This is a genomic window from Paenibacillus sp. PCH8 (assembly GCF_002968835.1).
Classification (GTDB): Bacteria; Bacillota; Bacilli; order Paenibacillales; family Paenibacillaceae; genus Paenibacillus.
Genome location: NZ_PKQK01000001.1, coordinates 1,712,992 through 1,735,483 on the forward strand (window position 1 = coordinate 1,712,992; position 22,492 = coordinate 1,735,483).

15 protein-coding genes and 1 pseudogene are annotated in these 22,492 nt (G+C 47.6%); 8 read left to right on the forward strand and 8 right to left on the reverse strand.

The features are described from left to right. The first annotated feature begins 176 nt into the window (after positions 1–176). Both C0Q44_RS07530 and C0Q44_RS30095 read left to right on the forward strand, forming a co-directional pair. A complete protein-coding gene (locus C0Q44_RS07530; protein WP_105406711.1) occupies positions 177–548 on the forward strand; it encodes a PBECR3 domain-containing polyvalent protein in 372 nt (123 codons plus the stop codon). A 339-nt stretch (positions 549–887) separates the two neighbouring features. Then, positions 888–1,052 (forward strand): hypothetical protein, encoded by a 165-nt coding sequence (locus C0Q44_RS30095; RefSeq protein ID WP_181150893.1) that lies wholly within the window; start codon positions 888–890, stop codon positions 1,050–1,052. Between the two features lie 268 nt (positions 1,053–1,320). On the opposite strand, the gene C0Q44_RS07535 is transcribed toward C0Q44_RS30095, so the two are convergent. After that, entirely contained in the window at positions 1,321–2,067 is a 747-nt protein-coding gene (locus tag C0Q44_RS07535) for an MBL fold metallo-hydrolase (RefSeq protein ID WP_105406712.1), read from the reverse strand. Between the two features lie 203 nt (positions 2,068–2,270). On the opposite strand from C0Q44_RS07535, the gene uxaC reads away from it, so the two are divergent. Continuing rightward, positions 2,271–3,713: a glucuronate isomerase gene (gene uxaC, locus C0Q44_RS07540; RefSeq protein ID WP_105406713.1), complete on the forward strand. Its 1,443-nt coding sequence runs from the start codon at positions 2,271–2,273 to the stop codon at positions 3,711–3,713. Between the two features lie 169 nt (positions 3,714–3,882). Here uxaC and C0Q44_RS07545 read toward each other — a convergent pair whose 3' ends face one another. The 3 genes from C0Q44_RS07545 to C0Q44_RS31430 all read right to left on the reverse strand — a co-directional run bounded on the left by C0Q44_RS07545 (position 3,883) and on the right by C0Q44_RS31430 (position 9,044). Continuing rightward, the gene (locus C0Q44_RS07545) at positions 3,883–5,022 is read right to left on the reverse strand and encodes a response regulator (protein ID WP_105406714.1); all 1,140 of its coding nucleotides are present in this window, start codon (positions 5,020–5,022) and stop codon (positions 3,883–3,885) included. Then, positions 5,019–6,836 (reverse strand): sensor histidine kinase, encoded by a 1,818-nt coding sequence (locus tag C0Q44_RS07550; RefSeq protein WP_105406715.1) that lies wholly within the window; start codon positions 6,834–6,836, stop codon positions 5,019–5,021. The genes C0Q44_RS07545 and C0Q44_RS07550 overlap by 4 nt, the downstream gene beginning before the upstream one ends. 216 nt (positions 6,837–7,052) lie before the next feature. Continuing rightward, positions 7,053–9,044: an S-layer homology domain-containing protein gene (locus C0Q44_RS31430; RefSeq protein ID WP_105406716.1), complete on the reverse strand. Its 1,992-nt coding sequence runs from the start codon at positions 9,042–9,044 to the stop codon at positions 7,053–7,055. A gap of 277 nt (positions 9,045–9,321) precedes the next feature. Here C0Q44_RS31430 and C0Q44_RS07560 point away from each other — a divergent pair, with 277 nt between their 5' ends. The 3 genes and pseudogenes from C0Q44_RS07560 (at position 9,322) to C0Q44_RS07570 (ending at position 13,463) form a co-directional block, all read left to right on the forward strand. Further along, the gene (locus tag C0Q44_RS07560) at positions 9,322–9,864 is read left to right on the forward strand and encodes a MarR family winged helix-turn-helix transcriptional regulator (RefSeq protein WP_105406717.1); all 543 of its coding nucleotides are present in this window, start codon (positions 9,322–9,324) and stop codon (positions 9,862–9,864) included. Further along, positions 9,861–11,588, forward strand: coding sequence for an ABC transporter ATP-binding protein (locus C0Q44_RS07565; protein WP_105406718.1), 1,728 nt, complete (start codon positions 9,861–9,863; stop codon positions 11,586–11,588). Before C0Q44_RS07560 ends, C0Q44_RS07565 begins: the two co-directional genes overlap by 4 nt. Next, a pseudogene (locus tag C0Q44_RS07570) lies at positions 11,585–13,463 on the forward strand (ABC transporter ATP-binding protein). The gene C0Q44_RS07565 and the pseudogene C0Q44_RS07570 overlap by 4 nt, the downstream one beginning before the upstream one ends. A 104-nt stretch (positions 13,464–13,567) precedes the next feature. On the opposite strand, the gene C0Q44_RS07575 reads toward C0Q44_RS07570, so the two are convergent. Further along, positions 13,568–14,158: a hypothetical protein gene (locus tag C0Q44_RS07575; protein ID WP_105406719.1), complete on the reverse strand. Its 591-nt coding sequence runs from the start codon at positions 14,156–14,158 to the stop codon at positions 13,568–13,570. Positions 14,159–14,713: 555 nt separating this feature from the next. Continuing rightward, positions 14,714–15,349 carry a TetR/AcrR family transcriptional regulator gene (locus C0Q44_RS07580; protein ID WP_105406720.1) on the reverse strand — a complete coding sequence of 212 codons (636 nt, stop codon included), beginning with the start codon at positions 15,347–15,349 and terminating at the stop codon, positions 14,714–14,716. Between the two features lie 175 nt (positions 15,350–15,524). On the opposite strand from C0Q44_RS07580, the gene C0Q44_RS07585 reads away from it, so the two are divergent. Both C0Q44_RS07585 and C0Q44_RS07590 read left to right on the forward strand, forming a co-directional pair. Next, positions 15,525–17,768, forward strand: coding sequence for an MMPL family transporter (locus C0Q44_RS07585; protein ID WP_105406721.1), 2,244 nt, complete (start codon positions 15,525–15,527; stop codon positions 17,766–17,768). A gap of 269 nt (positions 17,769–18,037) precedes the next feature. After that, positions 18,038–18,991: a nucleoside hydrolase gene (locus tag C0Q44_RS07590; protein ID WP_105406722.1), complete on the forward strand. Its 954-nt coding sequence runs from the start codon at positions 18,038–18,040 to the stop codon at positions 18,989–18,991. A gap of 286 nt (positions 18,992–19,277) precedes the next feature. On the opposite strand, the gene C0Q44_RS07595 is transcribed toward C0Q44_RS07590, so the two are convergent. Then, entirely contained in the window at positions 19,278–20,996 is a 1,719-nt protein-coding gene (locus C0Q44_RS07595; RefSeq protein ID WP_105406723.1) for a methyl-accepting chemotaxis protein, read from the reverse strand. A 566-nt stretch (positions 20,997–21,562) separates the two neighbouring features. Next, the gene (locus C0Q44_RS07600) at positions 21,563–22,294 is read right to left on the reverse strand and encodes a DUF3105 domain-containing protein (protein WP_181150894.1); all 732 of its coding nucleotides are present in this window, start codon (positions 22,292–22,294) and stop codon (positions 21,563–21,565) included. Between the last annotated feature and the right edge of the window lie 198 nt (positions 22,295–22,492).

Here is a 22,492-nt window from a genome sequence, read left to right on the forward strand (position 1 = left end):
GTGTCGCCACTTTCTCGATATATTGGAATCAAGTGGCGACACATTCCATTACTTTTTAATTGGCTGGGAACATCGTTTATATTAAGATGTTTTTGAAGTGACCAGATCAAAAAGTAGAGTATGGGTTGATCAATAAATACTTCGATGATGATTCTGAAGAGGAAGGAGGAGAATAATTGTTACCTGGCACGATTGGGAAGATAAAGAAACGTGAAATAGAGTTACTGGGACTATCGTATTCTGAAGGATCGGACATCTTGTGTGGTGCGCAGAATGTGAGCCATATGCAGAACCAGCATCCTGTAGACTTCCGAAAATACGGGCATCATCTGCAAGATATTATTGAATCGCCTGATTATGTTTCGCTTCACCCTCAAGATCAATCCATCCAATATATCAAAGAATTTTATGAGAGGGGTACTAATGATCGGGTTTTGGTAGCGGTTAGAACGACTAGAAGAGGGACATTATTCGCCAGGACACTTTTCGTAATGTCGAAGGACAAATGGGCGAATTATAACGATAAAGGGTATATCAAGGTATACTGATGACTTACCATAGATATAGAAGCAGTTATTTCGTAGGATAATCAGGTTGCATGAATGAAAATGTTAATCTATAATAGAAGTATAACTAAACGCATATACTACATAATGAGAAGAATTAGAGGTTGGAACAGGCAGCCAGCGCCCCATGATTTATCATGGTTAGGAGATCCGGGAATGTCACCCCGGCTATTCTTCTCAAAAGTGTTATGAAGACCGCAGCATTTAAGCTACGGTCTTTTTTTGTTTCATTTTCCTGACATCTTGATCAAGGTAAGGGTTGAAGGGACTGGTTTCTGTAATCAATACGTTCCGGAAAGAAATGAAACTTCACTATGATGAGTGAGCAATACACATGAAATCAGTCTGGGACCGGATAAGGAACCGCTCGGATTGAGTTTGAGCAGGAGTTATGTCTTGAAGCCAAAGGTAGAGATCAACAGTGATTTCGTCCAGAGTTATGTGGATATGTATATCAAAATTTCCTATGGGCCGAATGATCAGTGAAAGGAAGATTATTTTTATATCCAGGCCGAGCATTCTCCGAGAACGATTGAGTATATGAAGTTATGGGAGAAAGAAGAATAGAAAAGGGCAGCACCCACCAATTCCAAGATAGGAATTGAAATAGATGTAGCCTGTTCATTTAAAGGACTTCAGGAGAATATATCAAAAAGTAACCTTGTTCAAATCGATATTCCATAGCACTTACCTCCATTAGAATACAGAACGATTACGGTTATTATCCAGTACTTATCTAATACCCTCTGTTTACCTATCTATCCAGTTCAAATGATTCCAGCGTGCCCACCATATGCAGATCATGCTCGCGGTTGAACTGTTCCCGTCTGCCTGCATCGGCGTATTCATCATGATAATGCATCAACACTGTTTTCTGTCTCACTTCCGCGGGTAACTGCTCCAGATCCTTCAATGAGGTATGGGATTTGATCACGAGATCATGCATATGACATTCATGGAAAATCAGCTGCACATCCGTGGCGATCTGCTCCACCCGTTCCTGATCGAGCGTACTGTCAGCACTGTAATAGAAGTAAGGCTTCGCGAGCAGTCCATTGCTGACCATACCGGGAACATGCTGCGTTCGAAACGTCACAAACGTCACGCCGCCTAATTCAAATGTGCCTCCATCTGGCAGGGGAACTACATCGTAGTAATCGCTCATGGTACGTTCGCCATCCGTTGTGTAGCGCATGCCGGGAGATAAAATGTTCCATAGTGGCTCGACCAGTTGCTCGTGGATAAACAGACGGGGTTTGCGATCGCCCACAATCTGTGCGTAATATCCAAGCATCTGTACACCGTTAATATGATCTTCATGCAGATGCGTAATGAACACATTATGGATATCCGTCATAGGGAATCCGTATTCCTTGAGCGCTTTGGCATTGGATTCTGGAAAATCTATGACCAGATGGGTATCTCCGAATTCGGCCAGCATACTATTGTGGTGCTGCTCCACGCTAAACATGTCTCCTGTACCGAGAAATGTGATTTTCATCGCATATCATCTCCTTCTACCATCTTCAAATCAGCATCTTTACGTTAAAACCAGTATACCTCGTTCCCGAATATATGCCTAAATCAACCTTTTTTGATAACGCTATCATTTCATATTGAACTTTGAAGGCAAACAGTGTAGCGTAAAGATGGAAAGTGAACCTATATGAACGTAAACTCACCTAAAGGGAGCGTGCGAGGCGAATGAAATCTTTTCTGGATGAACAATTCTTGCTGCACAATGAAACGGCAATCAAGTTATATGAGGACTATGCCAAAGACATGCCGATTATGGACTATCATTGCCACCTCAGTCCTCAGGAGATCTACGAGAACAAAACCTTTGGCAATATAACAGAGGCCTGGTTATACGGTGATCACTATAAGTGGCGCCTCATGCGCGCGAACGGAATTGAAGAGCAATATGTGACCGGAGGCGAAGGAGTGACCGATTACGATCGTTTCCTGGCTTACGCCAAAACGGTACCCATGATGATCGGTAATCCGCTGTACGCTTGGTCTCATCTGGAATTACAAAGGTATTTCGGTGTCTACGAGGTATTGAATGAGAAAAGTGCACCCGCCATCTGGGAAAAGGTGAATGCCAAATTGAACAGTGACGGATTCGGTGCACGTGATCTGATTACCAAATCCAATGTTACAGTTGTATGCACAACAGACGATCCAACGGATTCTCTGGAGTATCATCTGAAGATTCAGGAGATCGAAGGTTTCGATACAGCGGTGTTGCCTTCTTTCCGTCCAGATAAAGGATTGGAATTGAATCGAGATACGTTCACCGAATGGGTAGGCAAGCTGTCGCAGGCATCGGGGACAGCGATTTCCAATTATGAGTCTTTCCTTGCTGGATTGGAGTCCCGTGTGGAATTCTTCCATTCCGTAGGTGGCAGAGTCTCTGACCATGCTCTGGATTATGTCCCTTACGGTGTAGCTACACGCGAGGAAGCCGCTGCCATCTTCGCGAAGGCGCTTGCAGGCCAGAAAGTATCGCGTGAGGAAGAGGACAAGTATAAGACGGTCACGCTGACGTTCCTCGGCCAACTGTATGCAGATCGGGGCTGGGTGATGCAGTTCCACATCAATGCAGCCCGCAATAATAACACTCGGATGTTCACCAAGCTGGGGCCGGATACCGGATATGATGCAGTGAATGATACACCTCTATCCTCGGCCATCATCGGATTGCTTGATGCGTTGGATCAGCAGGAGGCACTGCCCAGAACGATTCTCTACTCCTTGAATCCTAGGGACAATGAAGTGCTCGCAGCCATCATCGGTAGCTTTCAAGGTGGCGGCATTCCAGGCAAGATCCAGCTGGGGGCAGCGTGGTGGTTCAATGATACGAAAGACGGCATGATCGCTCAGATGAAGGCGCTGGCGAATGTGGGTCTGCTCAGCCGATTTGTCGGGATGTTGACCGATTCACGCAGCTTCCTGTCTTACACCCGACATGAGTATTTCCGCCGACTGGTCTGCAACCTGATTGGTGAATGGGCCGAACAGGGTGAGGCACCACAGGATATGGAACTGCTCGGTAAGATCGTTCAGGGCATCGCCTACAACAATGCGAAGGAATATTTCCCGTTTGCTTCAGTGCTTGAAACGGTCTCTACTTCAAAGTCCTGATGTTCAATAAGCGCACCTAGTTATGCAATAAGGGTGCTGTCTTGTTTCTTCTGCTCCATCATAATAAAAAATGCTCCCATTTCTTACCTTGGGTCATCATCCACCGGAGTATAGAATGGGAGCTTCCTTGTACCTTGGATTCAGGGCATTACACCTATGTACCCTAATACTATCGGGCTTCCGATAATAATTGTGCATATAGAGCAGCAACTTCCAGAGAAGGAGCCGTTCCTATTTCCTGAAGTAACTGTGCTGTATATTGCTCATAATGTTCGATCAGGGCTTCCTTGTTCTTCTGCATGGAAAGTGCTCGCATGAGCAGGATCAGCGATTCTTCGTGCAATTCATCGCGATGCAGGAGTTTTTTGAGCAGGCGGATGGCATTACTGGTATCTTTGGCCTTCATTAATGCCTGACACAACCGCTGGTTCAGTGCGCTATACATGAGTGACAGCCGTTCAACCTCGCTCAATGACCACGTGTATCCATACTCTCCGAACAAATTACCCACATAGAGTTGCTCAAGCAACAGAGCTTGTTCCATGTCCGTCTCAGATTGGATGACAGAGAGCTGTCTACACCCTTCTTCGAACCGAATAAAATCCACCGTAACATCGGTTAAGTTCAAAGCGTAATAATTATTGTATGTATGGAGTACTTCTTTCAATCCGTACGTATTAAGCAATTTACGTAGCTGATAGACTGTTGTGTTGAGATAGACTTCGGCATTCTTCTGTGGCATGTTTCCGAAAATATCTTCAATTAGACGGGTACGGGATACAAGCCTTCCTTGCTGGACAAGCAGGTACGCGAACAATTCTATACTTTTGCTGGATCTCCATTTGGTCTTGGCTCCGTGGTCACTGTTAATCTCGATTCTACCCAGCGCATTGAACTCTACCGCTTGCGCTTCAATCGTCGCCACGACTTCTTCCTTAGGAAGCTTACTGGGCGACTCTGCCAGCGCTCTATGTACCGTCTGGAGGAGGCGATCCTGTTTTACCGGTTTCACCATATAATCAAAAGCAAAGACATCAAATGCAGATAAGGCATATTCTACATGAGACGTTATAAATACAATCCGGATTTGTTTGCCTTGCTTTCGCAGTCCTTCTGCGAATTCCAGTCCGCTTTGACGGGGCATGTTAATATCGACAAAAATTAGATCTACCTCATGATCGTTCAAATAAGAGGATGCAGCCATGGTATCCAGAAATGCACCCATGACCTCCACTTCGCCGATCTTTGCCAGCATCTTTTTCATAATCAGGTGCATAGCCTTCTCATCGTCTACCAGAATGACCTTCATGTATTATCCTCCACCTGCACGGAATATAGAGAAAACCCGCTTGTATTAGTCTCGGGTGGGAGAGGTACAGAGAAGTAGAAACTGCTGCCTTGCGAAGGTCTGCTGTCAAACCAGATCTCGCCCCCGTTCAGGCGTACGAACTCCCGGCACAGATTCAAACCAAACCCAATGCCTCGTTCTCCCGCTGTTCCCGTTGCTGATACCGGATACTCATCCTGAAGCAGGGAGCGAGCCTGTTCATCCGTAATCCCTTCTCCCGTATCGCTGACGGATACCACCATATGCTGATCCTGTCGTTCGGCGTTCAACGTGATCCGTCCTCCTGGATTGGTGAATTTAATGCTGTTGGATAAAAGGTTTCGAAGAATCAGGTCAAGCATCTCTTTGTCCGCATAGACGGACACTCCTGGTGAAATATTTGATACCATTCGAATCTGCTTATTCTCGCTGCGAACATATAACAAGCGTATACTAGTTTCCACAGAATGAGACAAGTCCCGTTCTACTGGGTGGAAGACCTGTCCCCCGCCTTGGCTGCGGAACCATTCGAGCAGTCCTTCTACCAGAGCGAACGTGTTGTGAATCTGTTGCTTCATTTCTTGGACGATCTCTTCATGATCAGCATCGGGTTCTTGTATTTCTTCCTCAAGCAAATCCATCAGATTAACCAATACGGCTACAGGATCACGAATATCGTGAGCCACGACATTAAACATTCGGTCTTTGAACGTATTCAACTCACTTAGTTGTCTGGCATTGTCGTGCAGTTTCTTCTCGGCCTGCATGGCTTCAGTCACATCACTGAGCAGCAACATCTTGCCAATGGTTTTACCGGTTAGGTGCTGAACAAGAGAAAGATGAACGTTATAGATCTTGCTACTTGGGTCGTCGGAGAGTTGAACCTTGCTGACACCGTTAGGCTGCTCCTGCTCAAGCAACTTTACTAGAAGCTGGGGGTATTGTGCGAGTACCTGACTGGCATGCTGGCCCAAGCTTTTGGGATGAAGAGGCTCAATGATACTACGGGCAGAACGGTTGTAGCTGGTCAACGCATGATCCAGGTCGAACACAATAACAGCATCCTGCATGGATTCGAATACCTTTTGGTATGCCAACGGAGCCAGACGAAGCATATTGAACTGGAAGACTCCCCATGTGTAGAAGATACCTGATATAACAAATCCGAATGGAGAAAAATCAAGGGGTGAACGGAAGATGTTGCTCAGGTAAATCAGTGAGAAAATAAATGGCCCACAGGAGCCAATAATCATGAATATGATTTGCTTTTTCATGGTAGGTGCGGCACGAAGCAACATCTGTACCAGGAAAAAAACAGAAATAAAGAACAGTGCATAGGAAAACACGACATGAACAGAAAATAAAGGACCTCTCTCAAGAGACACGAGCGGAAATCCCCAGGATGTATCGATCGTCATATGGGTATAGAAGAGATGATGCCACTCGTTGGTATTATGTGTGATAAACGTAAAAACAGGCACAATCAGCAATAGAACCACATTGCGTGTCCGCACCCATGATTCACGGCCTGTATAGTGTAGTACCATCAGGAAGTAGAACACAGGCCCGAGCAGAATGCCAACATATTCAATACGAAGCCAGAACCGAATATGGTCCAGTTGCTGACTAATGATCTCGAAGCCATAGCCGAATGTATAAAAAGAACTGACAAGCATCCCCAGGCCGTAACTGACGGAAATGGGCGAGCTTCTTCTTTTGTAGGAGAGGTAAGCCAGCATTAATATGCAGCAGGTCGCAGCCATTAGCAATGCACACAAATACATATTAGGGTTCATGGATGGGCCGCCTTAATCTAAAATGTACATCGTATTTCTGCGAAGATATGCATCCTATGTTATCAGAATTAGGGTCAAAAACATATGTATTTGAGAGAGATATTCACTTCTTTTTTTCGGAGTGGAATGAAGGTTCCATCCATGTGTGATTCTGTAAAAAAAAAGCCCACCAAGACCTGGAAACAGGCTCGGCAGGCTTCAATTATTTCTTCTTCATTATAGGGTTTCCAGAAGTGCTGCTAAATATGGGTTGGTCTGGAGAACTCGTAGAATAATCGTCAGTGCTTCTGCACGTGATGCAGAGTTCGCAGGATGGAATTCTCCATTCCGATCTCCTTGAATAATCCCGGCTGCTGCCGCTTGCTGGAGCTGATCTGTATTCCAGGTTTGCTCCAGATCGGAGAAAGCAGGTGTTTCTGTGGTTGTTACTTTGCTCAGATCCATAATGCGCGAGATGATAGCGATGATCTCGGAACGCTTAATCTCTTGATTCGGTCTGAATGTGCCGTCAGGGTAGCCGGACAACACACCCTTGCTTTGCAGAGAGCGAATGGAAGCTTCTGCCCAGTGACCTGATACGTCGCTTATTGCATTGCCCTGATTGCTCGACAGATCGAATACTTTGGCGATCAGGGTTGCGAACTCGGCACGAGTGATACTGGCATTCGGATGGAAGGAGCCATCGGCATAACCGGTTACGACACCCAGCTTCACGAATGTATTTACAGTTGACCCTGCCCAGTGCGTGGTTGTATCCGTTAATTGAACAGACGCAGAGTTGGACTGTGCTGCTTTAATCATCTGGGTGAAGCTGGTCATGAAGCTATCCAAGCTTAAAACCTGGCTGTTGAATGGTGGTCCAGGTATTACAGCTGGTCCGGGTGTTGGCTGTGGACTCGGATCTGGTGCAGGAACTGGTGTCGGTGCAGGAGCTGGTGTAGGTGTAGGAACTACGGGTGAGCTTGAACCACCGCCTGAACCTCCTCCGGAGTTACCACCTGTGTTGCCTCCAGACCCACCGTTGTTGATTGCAGTAATCGCCACAGTTTTGGTTCCGGACACGCCTGAAAGATCTGCTGCCTTGGCGTTAACCAGAACAGTTCCTGCTGAAGTTCCAGTTAGTTTTCCGTTTGCGTCAATGGTCGCTTTACCTGTTCCGTCTTGAACGGTCCAGACTACGGCAGAATTCGTAGCATCGGCTGGAAGGACTTTCGCCGTCAGCGGAATGGACTGACCTGCTTGCACAGAGTTGCTTCCGCTGATGGTAATGGAATTCACGAGAATGGGAATTGGCGTAATGGTGACTTTCACACTGCCTACAACGCCGCTACCATCCGTAGCAGTCGCCTGAACCAAGACATCTCCTGGATCTCCAGCAGTAAGTACACCTGTATCCGGGTCAATTGTGGTTGTTTCGGATTCATCCTCGACAGACCAAATCACGGCAGGGTTGATCGCGTTAGAAGGTGAGATTGTAGCATTCAGAGCCAACGTCTCACCAGTGACTACAGAATAGACATCGTCTAGATTGGTTACTTTTACATCGGTAACGATGGATAGTAAGTTATCATTAAGCAGTTTTGAGCCAGAGTATACGCTGATCGGCTTTGTGATGGGTCCCGATTTGATTGGAAAGGTTACAAGCCCACCCTGTGTATAGTATGAATATCCATTTTTAACAGTTTGATCACCAGCTCTGTTTTCCAAACTATGAAACTCCAGATTGGGATCGTCTCCATGCAGGAAGATTTCAGTTCGGCTGTTAACAGGCTGCCCCTGCTCATCGTAGACAGCCAACGTATAATTTAGATAACCCGAATAGTTAGAGGGCTGGGATGCCGAAATTAACTCGACATGATGTGCGACAGTTGCTGGTTTGTAAACTTCTATATTGGAAATACGAGTTAGATTGCCAGATGCATCAGGGATACTGTTTTCGGGAACCCAGGCAATTCCATCCGCTTCAGCGTATCCCCCGACAATCTTTTTATTAATATCCATGATAGTTTCTACACTGCTGTTACCTCCGATATCTGGAACCTGTACAACTTCTCCACTGGAATACCGGAAGTATAGTTGGGTACCTTCATCGGGTTTATCATTGGGATACTGTACCACGATGGAACTTTTGCTGGTTACGCAGCCGCTTAGCACCATTGCAAATAAAGCCAGTATCAATCCTGCTTTTCCTATTGTGAATTTGTTCATCTAACATCTTCATCTCCTTAAATTCTGTTTACTACATTTTAAAATGAGTATAACAAGCTCCAATGACGGCAAAATGACAAACCCCATAATCAAGTGCGCGTAGGCTCTTGGTTATGGGGATATTTTGCATTTTTTAGATGTTTGACATTCGCTTCTTGCGATAATATACTTAGTGTACCTAATTAATTGAGTGACTATTTAATTGTAGTGCTATTTAATAGATGTCCTATGATGTTGGATGTCTATGGAATGATAAAGAAAGAAGGAGGAACACATTATGACTGGTATAGATCCGGTCGCCCAGAAACTTTTATACTCCATTATGCAGTTTAATAAAGGCAAATGGAGGCAACATAAACCTCATGGGCGCAATCACAATGAAATAATGGTGCTGGGTTGTTTACTCCACGGGATGCATCCGGGGGAACGACTGAATTGGCAGGATAACCCGCCGGATTTCAATGACACGATACAGTCCAATCATCCAGGGCTGAAAGTATCGGAGATCAGCGCACTGCTACGTGTGAAGTCGCCTACCATTACGCCGGTTATTCGGGGCCTAGAGGATGAAGGACTGGTCGAACGAACCATGGACCCGGAGGATCGACGTGCAGTACGTATCACCATTACGGAAGCAGGTCGTGCCATTATTCGGGCTGCTCATGAAGAGCGTATGGAGACCTTCAACAAGCTCGTCGAGCACTTGGGCGAGGATGACAGCCAGCAGTTGGCTGAGTTGTTAACCAAGGTGTATACCTTTTTTGATACATTGGTTTCCCAACAGACGGATGCGTCCACACAAGGAGATGATACGCCATGATGAAACTGTTTCGCATGTTGAAGCCTTACCGAATACCGATCTTCTTCATTTTGGGTCTGGTACTATTACAGTCTCTGGCTGAACTGTACCTGCCTACCCTGATGGCGGATATCGTGAATTACGGCATTATTAAGGGAGATATCTCTTACATCTGGCAGATTGGTGGCTGGATGCTGGTCATCGCTATTGGAGGAACCATCTGTTCCGTAGTTGCCAGTTATCTATCTTCACGTACGGCAGGCGGATTTGCCAAACAACTGCGTAGTAGAGTGTTCCGTCATGTAGAGAATTTCTCCCTACAGGAGTTCGATAAGTTGGGTACAGCATCACTGATCACCCGTACAACGAATGATATTACGCAGGTCCAGAACGTATTAACGATGATGCTGCGCATGATGATTATGGCTCCGATGATGTGTATTGGGGGGATCTTCATGGCGGTATCCCAGGATGCCAAATTGTCGACCATCTTCCTGGTTGTACTGCCTGTACTCGCCGGAGCCATTGCTCTGATCGGTGCGAAGGGTCTTCCGTTGTTCAAAACGATTCAGAAAAAGCTGGACCGACTCAACTTGGTACTGCGGGAGCAGTTAACAGGGATTCGCGTCGTTCGTTCCTTCAACCGGGGTGACCATGAGCGTGTTCGTTTTAATGGAGCTAACAGCGATCTGAGAGATGTTTCGATTAAGGTGAATGTGCTGATGGCGACATTGATGCCTGTGATGATGCTCGTTATGAACTTCTCGATGATTGCCATCCTTTACTTTGGTGGACAACGCATCGACAGCGGGAATATGGATATTGGTTCACTGATTGCCTTTATTCAGTACGCGATGCAGATCATGTTCTCCCTGATTATGGTTTCCATTATCTTTGTCATGATTCCGAGAGCTTCTGCTTCGGCTGAGCGGATCAACGAAGTGCTCGACATGCAGCCGGATCTAAGCAATCCCGAGCAGCCTAACAGCATGAAGTCACTGCAAGGTACGATTGAGTTCGATAATGTTACTTTCCGTTATCCAGGTGCGGAGAATGCGGCTTTGTCCGGCATTTCATTCACAGCTCGCCCCGGAGAGATGACAGCCATTATTGGTGGTACGGGTTCGGGGAAATCCACATTGCTCAGTCTCATTCCGCGTTTCTATGATGTGACAGAGGGCAGTGTCCGGGTAAATGGTACAGATGTGCGCGAACTTCGGCAGGAGGAATTGCGAGCCAAGATCGGTTTTGTACCGCAAAAGGCAGTCCTCTTCACTGGCACGATTGCGGAGAATATCCGTCACGGGAAAGACGATGCCACCATGGAGGAAGTGGTTCATGCGGCTCGGACAGCTCAGGCAGAGAACTTCATCACTGAGATGAAAGATGGCTATGACAGCCCCATTGCACAAGGCGGTAATAACGTGTCTGGTGGACAAAAGCAACGTCTGTCCATCGCTCGCGCACTTGTTCGGCGTCCAGAAGTATATATCTTTGATGATAGTTTCTCCGCGCTCGATTTCAAAACAGATGCCCGACTTCGTGCTGCGCTGAAGTCCGAAACGACCGAAGCAGCTGTGCTCATTGTAGCCCAGCGAGTAAGCACAGTTAGGGATGCCGATCGCATTCTGGTTATGGATGAAGGCCAAATTGTCGGTTCAGGAACACATAAAGAGCTGTTGGAGCACAATGAAGTGTATCGCGAGATTGTATCCTCCCAGCTGACAGAGGAGGAGATCGCATGAGTGAACGTACAGCAAGCAAAACCCCTCGTTCCTCCGGCGGACCAGGTCATCCGGGGGCGGCATGGGCATGCGCCCTCCCGTTGAGAAAGCCAAAGATTTCAAAGGCACACTGCGGCGCCTGATTAAGTATCTTCAACCTCACAGTTCTCGTCTGCTAGGTGTGTTGGTTGCTGCCATTCTAAGTACCGTTTTCAGCATCATCAGTCCGAAGGTGATGGCCGAAGGGACGGATATTCTCAGTCAGGGTGCCATCGCCATCCTTCAGGGTGTGCAGGGGCCGGAATTGATTTTCCTGCTTTGATCAAAGTACTATACTTGCTCGTTGGACTCTATCTGTTCAGTGCTGCATTTATGTATGTTCAGCAATACCTGATGGCCGGTGTGGCCCAACGGGTTGTCTATGACATGCGTGAGCAGATCAGTGCCAAGGTTGGACGGCTGCCGCTGAAATATTTTGACTCTCGCACCCATGGGGAGACGTTAAGCCGGGCGACGAATGATGTGGACAACATCAGTAATACGCTGCAACAGAGTTTGGCACAGTTTATTACGTCTGTCGTAACTATTGTTGGGGTTATTATCATGATGCTGACGATTAGTCCATGGATGACGTTGATCACCATTTTGACGCTGCCATTGAGTGTAGTGGTTGTGGTGTTGGTAGCATCGCGTTCGCAAAAGCATTTTGCTAGTCAACAGAAATCACTCGGTGAGCTGAATGGACACGTCGAAGAAATGTATACGGGGCACAAGGTAGTCAAGGCCTTTGGACGCGAGGAACGGTCTGTAGAACAGTTCGAGAAGGTCAATGAAGACCTGTATGAATCAGGATGGAAAGCTCAATTCATCTCAGGCATTATCATGCCACTCATGAGTTTTGTCGGTAACCTGGGTTATGTGCTGATCTGTGTGGTCGGCGGGATCTTCGTTACACGCGGATCTATCTCCATCGGGGATATTCTGGCCTTCACGCAGTACTCCCGTCAGTTCACACAACCGATTAACCAGATTGCGAACATCTCCAATATCATTCAATCGACGATTGCATCCGCTGAACGGGTATTCGAGTTGCTGGATGAAGAGGAAGAAGTTCCGGAGTCTGGAAAACCTGTGCAATTACAGCAGCCTCAAGGTGCGGTTGCGTTCAAGGGTGTGAATTTTGGATATAAAGAAAATGAACTGCTCATCCATAATATGAATATTGAAGTGAAACCGGGGCAAACGGTTGCTATTGTTGGACCGACCGGAGCAGGGAAAACAACCCTGGTCAATCTCCTGATGCGATTCTACGAAATCCAGGATGGCAACATTACGATTGACGGTGTCAACATTGAGGATATGGAGCGTGGCAAGTTGCGCGGTCTATTCGGGATGGTGCTTCAAGATACCTGGTTGTTCAACGGAACGATCCGGGATAACATCGCCTATGGTCGTGAAGGGGCAACGGAAGAGGAAGTCATCAAGGCGGCGGTTGCCGCACATGCGGACCACTTTATTCGTACACTTCCTGATGGATATGATACGGTGCTCAATGAAGAAGCGTCGAACATCTCCCAAGGGCAGAAGCAGTTGCTCACGATTGCGAGAGCGATTCTGGCGAATCCGGCCATCCTCATTCTGGATGAAGCGACGAGCAGTGTGGATACACGGACCGAAGTGTTTATCCAGAAAGCGATGAATGATCTGATGAAGGATCGCACCAGCTTTGTCATTGCTCACCGACTGTCCACTATTCGCGGTGCGGATCTGATCCTGGTTATGGATCACGGTAACGTGATTGAACAAGGCAATCATGAGGAATTAATGGCAAGTCAGGGATTCTATGCGGATCTGTACAACAGTCAGTTTACCGAGCAACAGCCACAGGCGATCTGATTACAGATGTAATTAACAAGAATAGCCGGTAGCATCCCCTTTGGGGTGCTACCGGCTATTTGTCATGTATCCAGAGGATGGACGCTATGATATGACTTGTTCATTTACTGTTCCTTAGACGCTTTGGCAGGCTCATCTGCGCCGTTGCTGGAGATTGTCTTCACTTCCACCTTTGCATCAACGTTCGTTTCCTCCAGTGCAGACGGAGCCGGTTCACCAGGGATCAATTCGCGCTGCTCGATCATGCGTTTGACGACTTCATAACAGTCATCAGCATGTTTGTTGCCGACATAACGCATGGCTGTGAAGCTGAGTGCCGCAGCCAATCCCTGTCCTGCAAAGGGGACAAATTTGGCGACTGATTTGGTGGCTACTCGTACACCGACTCTTTTCAGAACCTGTACCACCAACTCCTTAGTGATCATACGGCCGATGACCTTGCTTCCGATGGACATCACGAAACCATAGATCATGGATTTGGTCTCGGGGTCCATGCCGTCCAGCTGTTTTTGTGATAATCCGAATTTATTGTTAATGGCTGGCAACAGCTGCATCAACATCCCCACATCAGCGAGTACGTCTGTACCGGGCAGTGGAACGAGTGTTGTACCGGCGGAAGCAGTAGCTCTTTTGCGAACCATCGTGCGGCATTCCTTGCGAACTTGCTCCAATTGTTCCAACGTTGCCGGAATCATAGGAATCCCTCCATTCGTATATGGTATAGATATAACCGTTTTGACTCCATTTGAATGGGTTCTCTCCAGCAAAATTTGCGGCCTCATGACATAAGGTGTGGAGAAACCTTTTTTCTCATGCATACATCTGGATAAACAAGGAAATGGTTTATTAGATAAACGGGTTATCCAGCTATTACGGATGAATGACGATTAAGATGCATACCTGGCTGAGAAACCTATTCTGGAAACTCAATATTCCCTGCAAGCCAAAAATGGAGCATTACCAGCAAAGGTAAGGGGTATTAGAACGGTAAGTTAGTCTATATGGGTATGTCTAAAATGGAAGACCAACGGATGAAGGTACATTCTACACGGAGAATAGTAGTGATGGCCCTAATATATCGATTTACATCACTGACGATTAAGTAACCGGTAAGTCATTGCAGAGTCAAATCAAAAATTATAGGAGCAGATTCCTGTAATCATGATTAGATTTCAACAAATAAACCATCGGTGGGTATATTCATTGCATTGGTCCGATGGTTTATTGGCATGACTGCTTATGATATTCAGTTATATGTTCTCGTTCCGCCTAACCGCTCCATCCAGAAACAGGGCTACCAGTTCCTGTGCAAGTTCCTCAATGCTGCCGCCATTCATGTTGCGCACATCTTCGCGGTTAGCGAGCATGAGCAGTGACGTAAACGCATGGGCGAGCAGCATGGGACTCGCGGGCCGCAAATAACCGTTGTCCATCTCCTGCTGGAAGTGGGTGGCGAGCACTTCAAAGATACGCACCTCGGCTTCCCGAATCTGGGCAAGTTGCTCCGTGTCCAGATGTTTCTCGGCTTCTCGCATCATGGTCTCCGTTTCAATATGGGAGTGTTGCATCTTCGCCTCAGCAACCTTGATCAGCCGCTCTTGTAATGTACCAGGTTCATCCAGCCGGAGCGAAGTCTGCTGCATGCCCATCGCCATCATGCGGGTAATGGCAGCAGTGAATAGTTCGGCTTTACTGGAGAAATGATAATAGATGGATGCCTTGGTTACGTTACATAACGAAGCAATCTGCTGAAGCGAGACGGGTTCATAACCGTATTTCATAAACAGACGTGAAGCGGTCATCAATATGTCGAATTGGACAGATGCTTGATCCACACCGGCTTTGGGCCTGCCCGGGGAGCGGGGAGTGCTTGTTTTTTTGCTCATAGTTGCATACCTCTTTTACTTATAATAATCATGGATTAAAAGTGTTCACAAAATTAGGGATTGCATAATTAACCTTCCGGTATATATAATTAACTCAATTATACTATGACCCGTGGTTCATTGCTACACTATAAATAGGGCTTCATAGAAACAAAACTAGGGAGATGAAGAGACAATGCAGGAAGGTTCGGGTTACGGCCGCTGGGTTGCTGGCAAACGAAGTAAATGGATCACCCTGTTAGTATGGATCATCATTGCGGTTGTGCTTGGCATGGTATGGCCTGCTGTAGGTGATCGTGAAACCAATAACGCACAGGATCTGGGTGAATCCAAACCATCGGTTCAGGCAGCTGCACTTGCCGAGAAGGAATTCCCTGGTGGTAAAGGATTGCCCGCACTGATCGTATGGCGTCAAGCCGGCGGTCTGACGGATGAGCAGATTCAGAACATTCAGGCATTAACGGAGCGACTGGATCAAGATCCGGTAGAACAACAGCAGTCCGTTGTGCCACTCTATCAATTGCCACCACAGGCATTAAAAGGCCAGCTTTCGGAAGACGGAAGCACCTTGGTTATGCCGTTGTTCTTCAATGAGGGTGCTGATGCAGAACAATTGAAGGAAGGCATTGAAGCGCTTGAGCAAAAAACACAAGACATCTTCGGGGCGAACCCGTTCGATGTAGCTATAGATGATGCCAATACACTGATTGCCCGTGTGACGGGGCCTGTAGGCATATCCATTGATGCGAGCGGACTATTCTCCTCCGCCGATGTATCCTTGCTCATTGCAACAGTTGTGCTGGTTCTGGTACTTCTGCTGCTGATCTATCGCTCGCCGGTACTCGCGATTATCCCGATTATTGCCGTTGGGTTCGCGTATATGGTGACCAGTCCAATTCTTGGATTCATGGCCGATCAGGGCTGGATAACGGTAGACGCACAGTCGATCTCAATCATGACCGTGTTGTTATTCGGAGCGGGAACAGACTACTGCCTGTTCATGATCTCCAGATACCGCCAAATTCTCTATCATGAGCCGGACAAAAAGAAAGCCATCTTCCAGGCAATTACCGGATCTTCCGGCGCCATTGCCATGAGTGGATTCACCGTCGTTGCAGCACTGCTGGTGCTGTTGCTGGCTGAATATGGGGCATATCATCGCTTTGCCATACCATTCAGTCTGTCCATCTTCATCATGTTTATTGCAAGTCTGACGCTGGTTCCAGCGCTGCTGGCGATCTTCGGCCGAGGTTCGTTCTACCCGTTCGTACCGCGTACACATGAGATGGAAGTTGAACGTGCAAAGAAGAAAGGTAAACCGGCTCCCGCCCCGCGCAAAATCAAGGAAAGCTGGATTGGCCGTATTGTGGTCACCAAACCTTGGACCGTTCTTGCGATTACAGTCGTGTTGTTGGGGGGACTTGCGACATTCTCCACGCAGGTGAAATTCACGTATGATCTGTTGTCTTCTTTCCCGGAGGATGTACCTTCCCGTGAAGGATTCACCGTTATTGGCGAACAGTTCTCGCAAGGGGAGCTGGCTCCGGTCAAAGTTATTATCGATGCTGAGGGCAAAGAAACGGATCTGAAGCAGCGTCTCGAATCGCTGGATTACATTAGCAAAGTAGGCGATGCCCAGCAGGGCGCTGAGAATGCCAACATTACCGCCTTTGATGTGGAATTTAATCTGAATCCATATTCCATGGAGGCCATGCAGCATATTCCGGATCTGCGGGCGACTGCGGAACAGGCGCTTCAAGATGCTGGTGTAGCTAATGTGGACAGTCAGGTCTGGATCGATGGTCAGACGGCTGAACAATATGATATCGAAGTGACCGGAGAACGGGATGCCAAGATCATTATTCCCGTAGTCATCGGCATGATCACCTTGTTATTGCTGTTATACCTGCGCTCGATTGTAGCAACAGCGTACCTGATCGCGACAGTCGTTCTATCGTATTTCTCTGCACTCGGTCTAGGCTGGATCATTATTCACTATGGGCTTGGCGCAGATGCCATTCAGGGAGCGATTCCGCTGTATTCCTTCGTATTCCTCGTCGCACTGGGTGAAGACTATAACATCTTCATGATCTCGAGTATCTGGCAGAAACGCAAAACGATGCCGCTTCGTCAAGCTATTAGAGAAGGTGTTGGCGAGACAAGTTCCGTTATTACATCTGCAGGTCTGATCCTGGCAGGAACATTTGCGGTACTTGCAACATTACCGATTCAAGTATTGGTGCAATTCGGAATTATTACAGCTGTTGGTGTCCTGCTGGATACTTTCCTGGTTCGTCCGTTCATGGTACCAGCTATCACTGCATTGCTGGGCAAATGGGCTTTCTGGCCAGGCAAGTATGTTCCGATTGCTGAGAAGGATGAGGAGAAACAAAAACAGAAACAAAACCAGTCCATGTAATGCATGGATGGGTAGAATGGACAGCTGGGCTTCGAGCCTGCTGTCCATTTCTTTTGGAACAATGGCGAAGAATAGATTCGGATGGGATGCTGCTGAGATGGAATGGTGGAACTGTAAAAAATCCTCAGAATGTGCCGTGGTCCTTGTTTTCTTAAATTGCTGAAGGTTTACGCGGCTCATGGTTTTGGGACATAATAGAGGAAGCGTCGGCTTAGGGCAGACGGATGAATGAACAACAATGGGACAACCAGGGAAGGATGAGAGCAAGCATGACGAACCAACTTAATGTGTACTTTAACCATGACGGCGGTGTGGATGACCTCGTATCGCTGTTCATGCTTCTGCAAATGGACAATGTACATGTAACCGGCGTATCGGTTATTCCGGCAGACGGATATCTGGAGCCTGCAACAGATGCCAGCCGCAAAATTATCGATCGCTTCGGTACATATTCCGTAGAGGTATCCAAATCCAATTCCAGAGGAAAGAATCCATTTCCTGCGGCGTGGAGACTGCATTCCTTCTACGTAGATGCACTTCCTGTACTGAACGAGTCTGGCAAAATGGAAGCACCACTTTCTTCCGTTCCGGCACATCAGCATCTGATCGAGAAAGTGCGCAGTACCGAAGGCAAAACGTTGCTGTTGTTCACAGGTCCATTGACGGACCTTGCGCGAGCACTGGACGAAGCGCCAGACATTGAAGAGAAAATCGACAAGCTGGTCTGGATGGGTGGCACATTCGAGCGTGGTAACGTAGAAGAGCCTGAGCATGACGGCACCGCAGAATGGAACGTATTCTGGGACCCGGAAGCGGCTTACCGTGTATGGCAGAGCGGCATCCAGATTGATCTGGTTGCACTGGAAAGTACCAACAAAGTACCTCTGACTCCAGCCGTTCGTAACCGCTGGGCAGCAGAACGTCGCTTCGAAGGCGTAGATTTCCTGGGGAACTGTTATGCGGGATGTCCGCCACTGGTGTACAGTGAGACGAATTCCACGTATTATCTGTGGGATGTGCTGACAACGGCTTCCGTTGGACGCGAGGATATCGTGAAGAAGAAAACCGTCAACTGTATTGTCATCCCGGATGGTCCGAGCCAGGGCCGCACGGTGGAGCAAGCCGACGGACGTCCAGTACAACTGGTGTATGATACCGATCCTGAAGCCTTCTTCACGTACATGACGGATTTGGGTAAAAAAGCTGCTCCGCAGCGTTACTAATTCAGCCAGCCGCAAGGCTTGGCCCATTAAAGCTACGACCAAATAAAGCCGCACGTCAGTGTATTCGGTAAAGGGGCCACCCTTTAATCTGGATTTCTGCCATGCGGCTTTTGGTATTGGTATGGACGGGTTTGCCAGTAATTACTTGGCTGGCCTTTGGTGTAAGGACGCTTGGGTATGCGAGCGAGCCGAGGGGATGATTATATAATATCTCTTGATCGCCTCTGTCATGTCTCTACTGCCCGCCCCTGAGAATTCCTGTATTGTACGCTGAGCAGCATTCGCTTTATATTTTAAATCGGCCAATTAACCTGTTCAGTTCGCTGGACAATACCCGCAGCGATTCTGCGGACGCACTGATCTCATCCATGGATTGTAGCTGGCTCCCGGTTGTGTCGGATACCTTCTGGATACTTGAAGCGGATTCACGCGAGATATGTTCCATATCCTCGACGGAAGCCGATACTTCTTCTGCACTGGCAGACAGCTGCTCGGATGCTGCGGATACTTCGTGCAGACGTTCATTGATCGTCTCAATGCCGGTATGGATGGAAGAGAATGACCGCCCCGCTTCCTGAACGACAGCAAGACCAGACTGTACGGCGGTTGTGCTGGCTGACATATGTTCTGACAACAAAGCCGTTTGACGAGTCATCTCGGCAATCAGTTCGGTTACATGCTGGGAGGATTGCTCAGATTCCCCCGCAAGCTTGCGAACTTCCGATGCAACTACAGCGAATCCGCTCCCATACTCTCCGGCACGAGCTGCTTCAATACTGGCATTAAGTGCGAGCAGATTGGTCTGTGAAGCGATACCTTTCATCAGGTGTGCGACAGATTCAATCTTACTGGAGTATTGCTCCAGCTGTGAGGTGGATAATACCATCTGAGCATTGGCCTGATGAATTTGGTCCATGCTGGCGATGGCCGTGTCCAGTTTGGTCTGCCCCTGTATGGCATCGTTGGTTGTTTCCTGGGATACATCTGCAACCACGGAGGAAGAAGTCGCAATATGCTGCATGCTGCGCGTAATCTCTTCCATAGCCACCGTGACCTCACCCGCACGTGCAACCTGTTCCGCCGCACCTTGGGCCGTGTGATCCGTATGTTCAGCGATTCGCTGGCTTGCTTCTGCCGTCGTCTGTGAATGTTTGGATACACCTGCTGCGGCTTGCAGCAGAGAATCGGAACTTTGGCGGATGCCCGCCATGACATCACGGGTATCGTCAACGAGATGTTTGAATTCGGAAGCGAGCTGTCCGACCTCGTCTTTACGTCCAAGTTCGACGTTGACCGTCAGGTCGCCTTTTCCCACTTGGGTAATCAACTTTTTCAGCTTTACCAAGGGACGGGTCAAGTAGTGGGCGAATCCATACACCAACAAGACACTGAGCAGCACAATAGCCAAGGCTGTCCAGATCATGGTCATACGGTTACGTGACATCAGTTCATAGACCGCAGTAGAGTCCAGATCCGCACCGACCAGCCCGAGGATTTCCCCGCCCGCCCCACGAATCGGCACATACGCCGTGATGGTAGCACCATAATCATCTTGAGTGAGTTCACCTCGTACAGGTTCCGCCGTTTCAAGAGCTTGGAGCATCCCTTCATAAAGGTTCTCTTCAGGAGAGCCGTAGGGGGAGAAGTTATCCTCTGCCACATCGGCAGCAGCGCCATCCACAACATAGAAATACGTAGCTGTTCCATTTTCCTCGCGTGTACCGAGTGTGTACAGATACTTGAGCCCATTGGCTTCACGCAGTTGACTGAGCTGCTCACGCAATGTGCCATAATAGGATGTTTCATCCTGTCCAGTACTGAGTGGTGCATACAGAGAGGTATCAATCAATGCTGCTGCCCGTTCTGCCACAGCCTGAGCTTGCATCCCCATGGATTGCTCGACCAAATGAGCTGACGAACGGTACATGGTAATGCCAAGAACCGCACCCGCGGCCAGCATCAGACAGGAAAAGAATAAAAAGATCCGCATAAACAAACTGTTCATTGGTAAAAGTGTTCCCCCTTAATATGTAAGCATGTTACATCATTCGATTCAGCGTGCTCTTTAGATTTATGTAAAATGTTCATTCATGTTAAACTATGAATGCTTAGTGTGAATCGGGTGATTTTATTCTTCAAGCGCATTCTGTCTGATTGAGTGGTACAGGTATGTAATTGCATTTCTATTTGAATTATCGGCATTTGAAGGACAAAGAATTAGGGCTGTCTCTACATCATAAGGATGTCAGATGTCAGGGAGCCCCTTGGTTATCCTTGTTTTAAGCTAGTTGTATTCTAACGAACCTAGTACGCGTTATTCGCCCCTTTTTGGGCAGTTCTGAAGTGTAACGAATCTCAGAAACGTTATTTTGCCAAATGGGGCAGGTGTTCAGGTTCTGGAAGGCTTTTTTGAGAGAATAGCGGCACTGAGATTCGTTACAGATTGAATGTCTTGATGATCAGCCTAATAAGACGTGTCAGATTCGTTAGCGCGCAAGTACAGGGGGCTTCCAAGCCCCCTTTAATATTTGTGATATTGTATTGTCCTCCTGTTCTTGTCCATTCATTCTATTACATCGTTCCCCCGCCCTGGCGGATGGAGGCTGGAATCTTTTCAGGACCCTGATTGATATATTTATTGATAAAAGTACCTACTTTGGCTTCATCGAATGGATCAAGCTTCATCGTTTTGGTCCAAGCGGTCACGACGACTTCACTGCCTTCGGGAATGTCTTTGTTCGGTACAGCCAGAATGCCTGCTCCGGCTTTGCGGAACTTGGCAAGGTATTTCAAATGTTCCTTCAGGTCCTCGCTGGCGTTCTCACGGTAATAGATGATGATATCGCCATGCTCCAGATTGTGGACCAGGTAATTATAGCCCGGGAAGTCGGTGTAGAATCCAAACTTGATATCATGCGGGTTATGCGGCCCTGAAGTCGGGATGGTCATCTCATACTGGATGGGGTCCTCCGTATGCTCCGCTCCATAGTATTTATCGTCAGTCACGTCGATGGTCGCATTGGCTTCCAGATCAGCCACATCATATTTTGCCCCTGCACCCTGTAAGAAGAACAGACCAAGCGTAACAATCGACACAGCCATCAATGCATGAGCAACCAGCCGTAGAGATCGACTTTTTTTCTGGATGTCCGCCCGTTCCTTCTTTTTCATATGGCTCAGGATTTTTCCCTGTGTGCGTGATGCCCAGATATAAGCGGCGATCGAGAACACCAACACGATTGCGCCTAAGATGAGCCAGAGATAGGATGTGCCTGCCTCGTGTTCCATTTGCATATGATTCATATGAGTCATGTCGGGTTCCTCTGCTTTCTTCGTAAAATGAGTGATTATAACACTACACAACGTAGTGTTATTGGCAATGTTGAATTATCTCATGACGTAACGGGAGTTGCTAGACGCATCTGTTACGTAAATAAGAACACACCTATCACACTACACATTGTAGTGTATAAAACATGCCAGCGCAATGCTTCCTTAGAA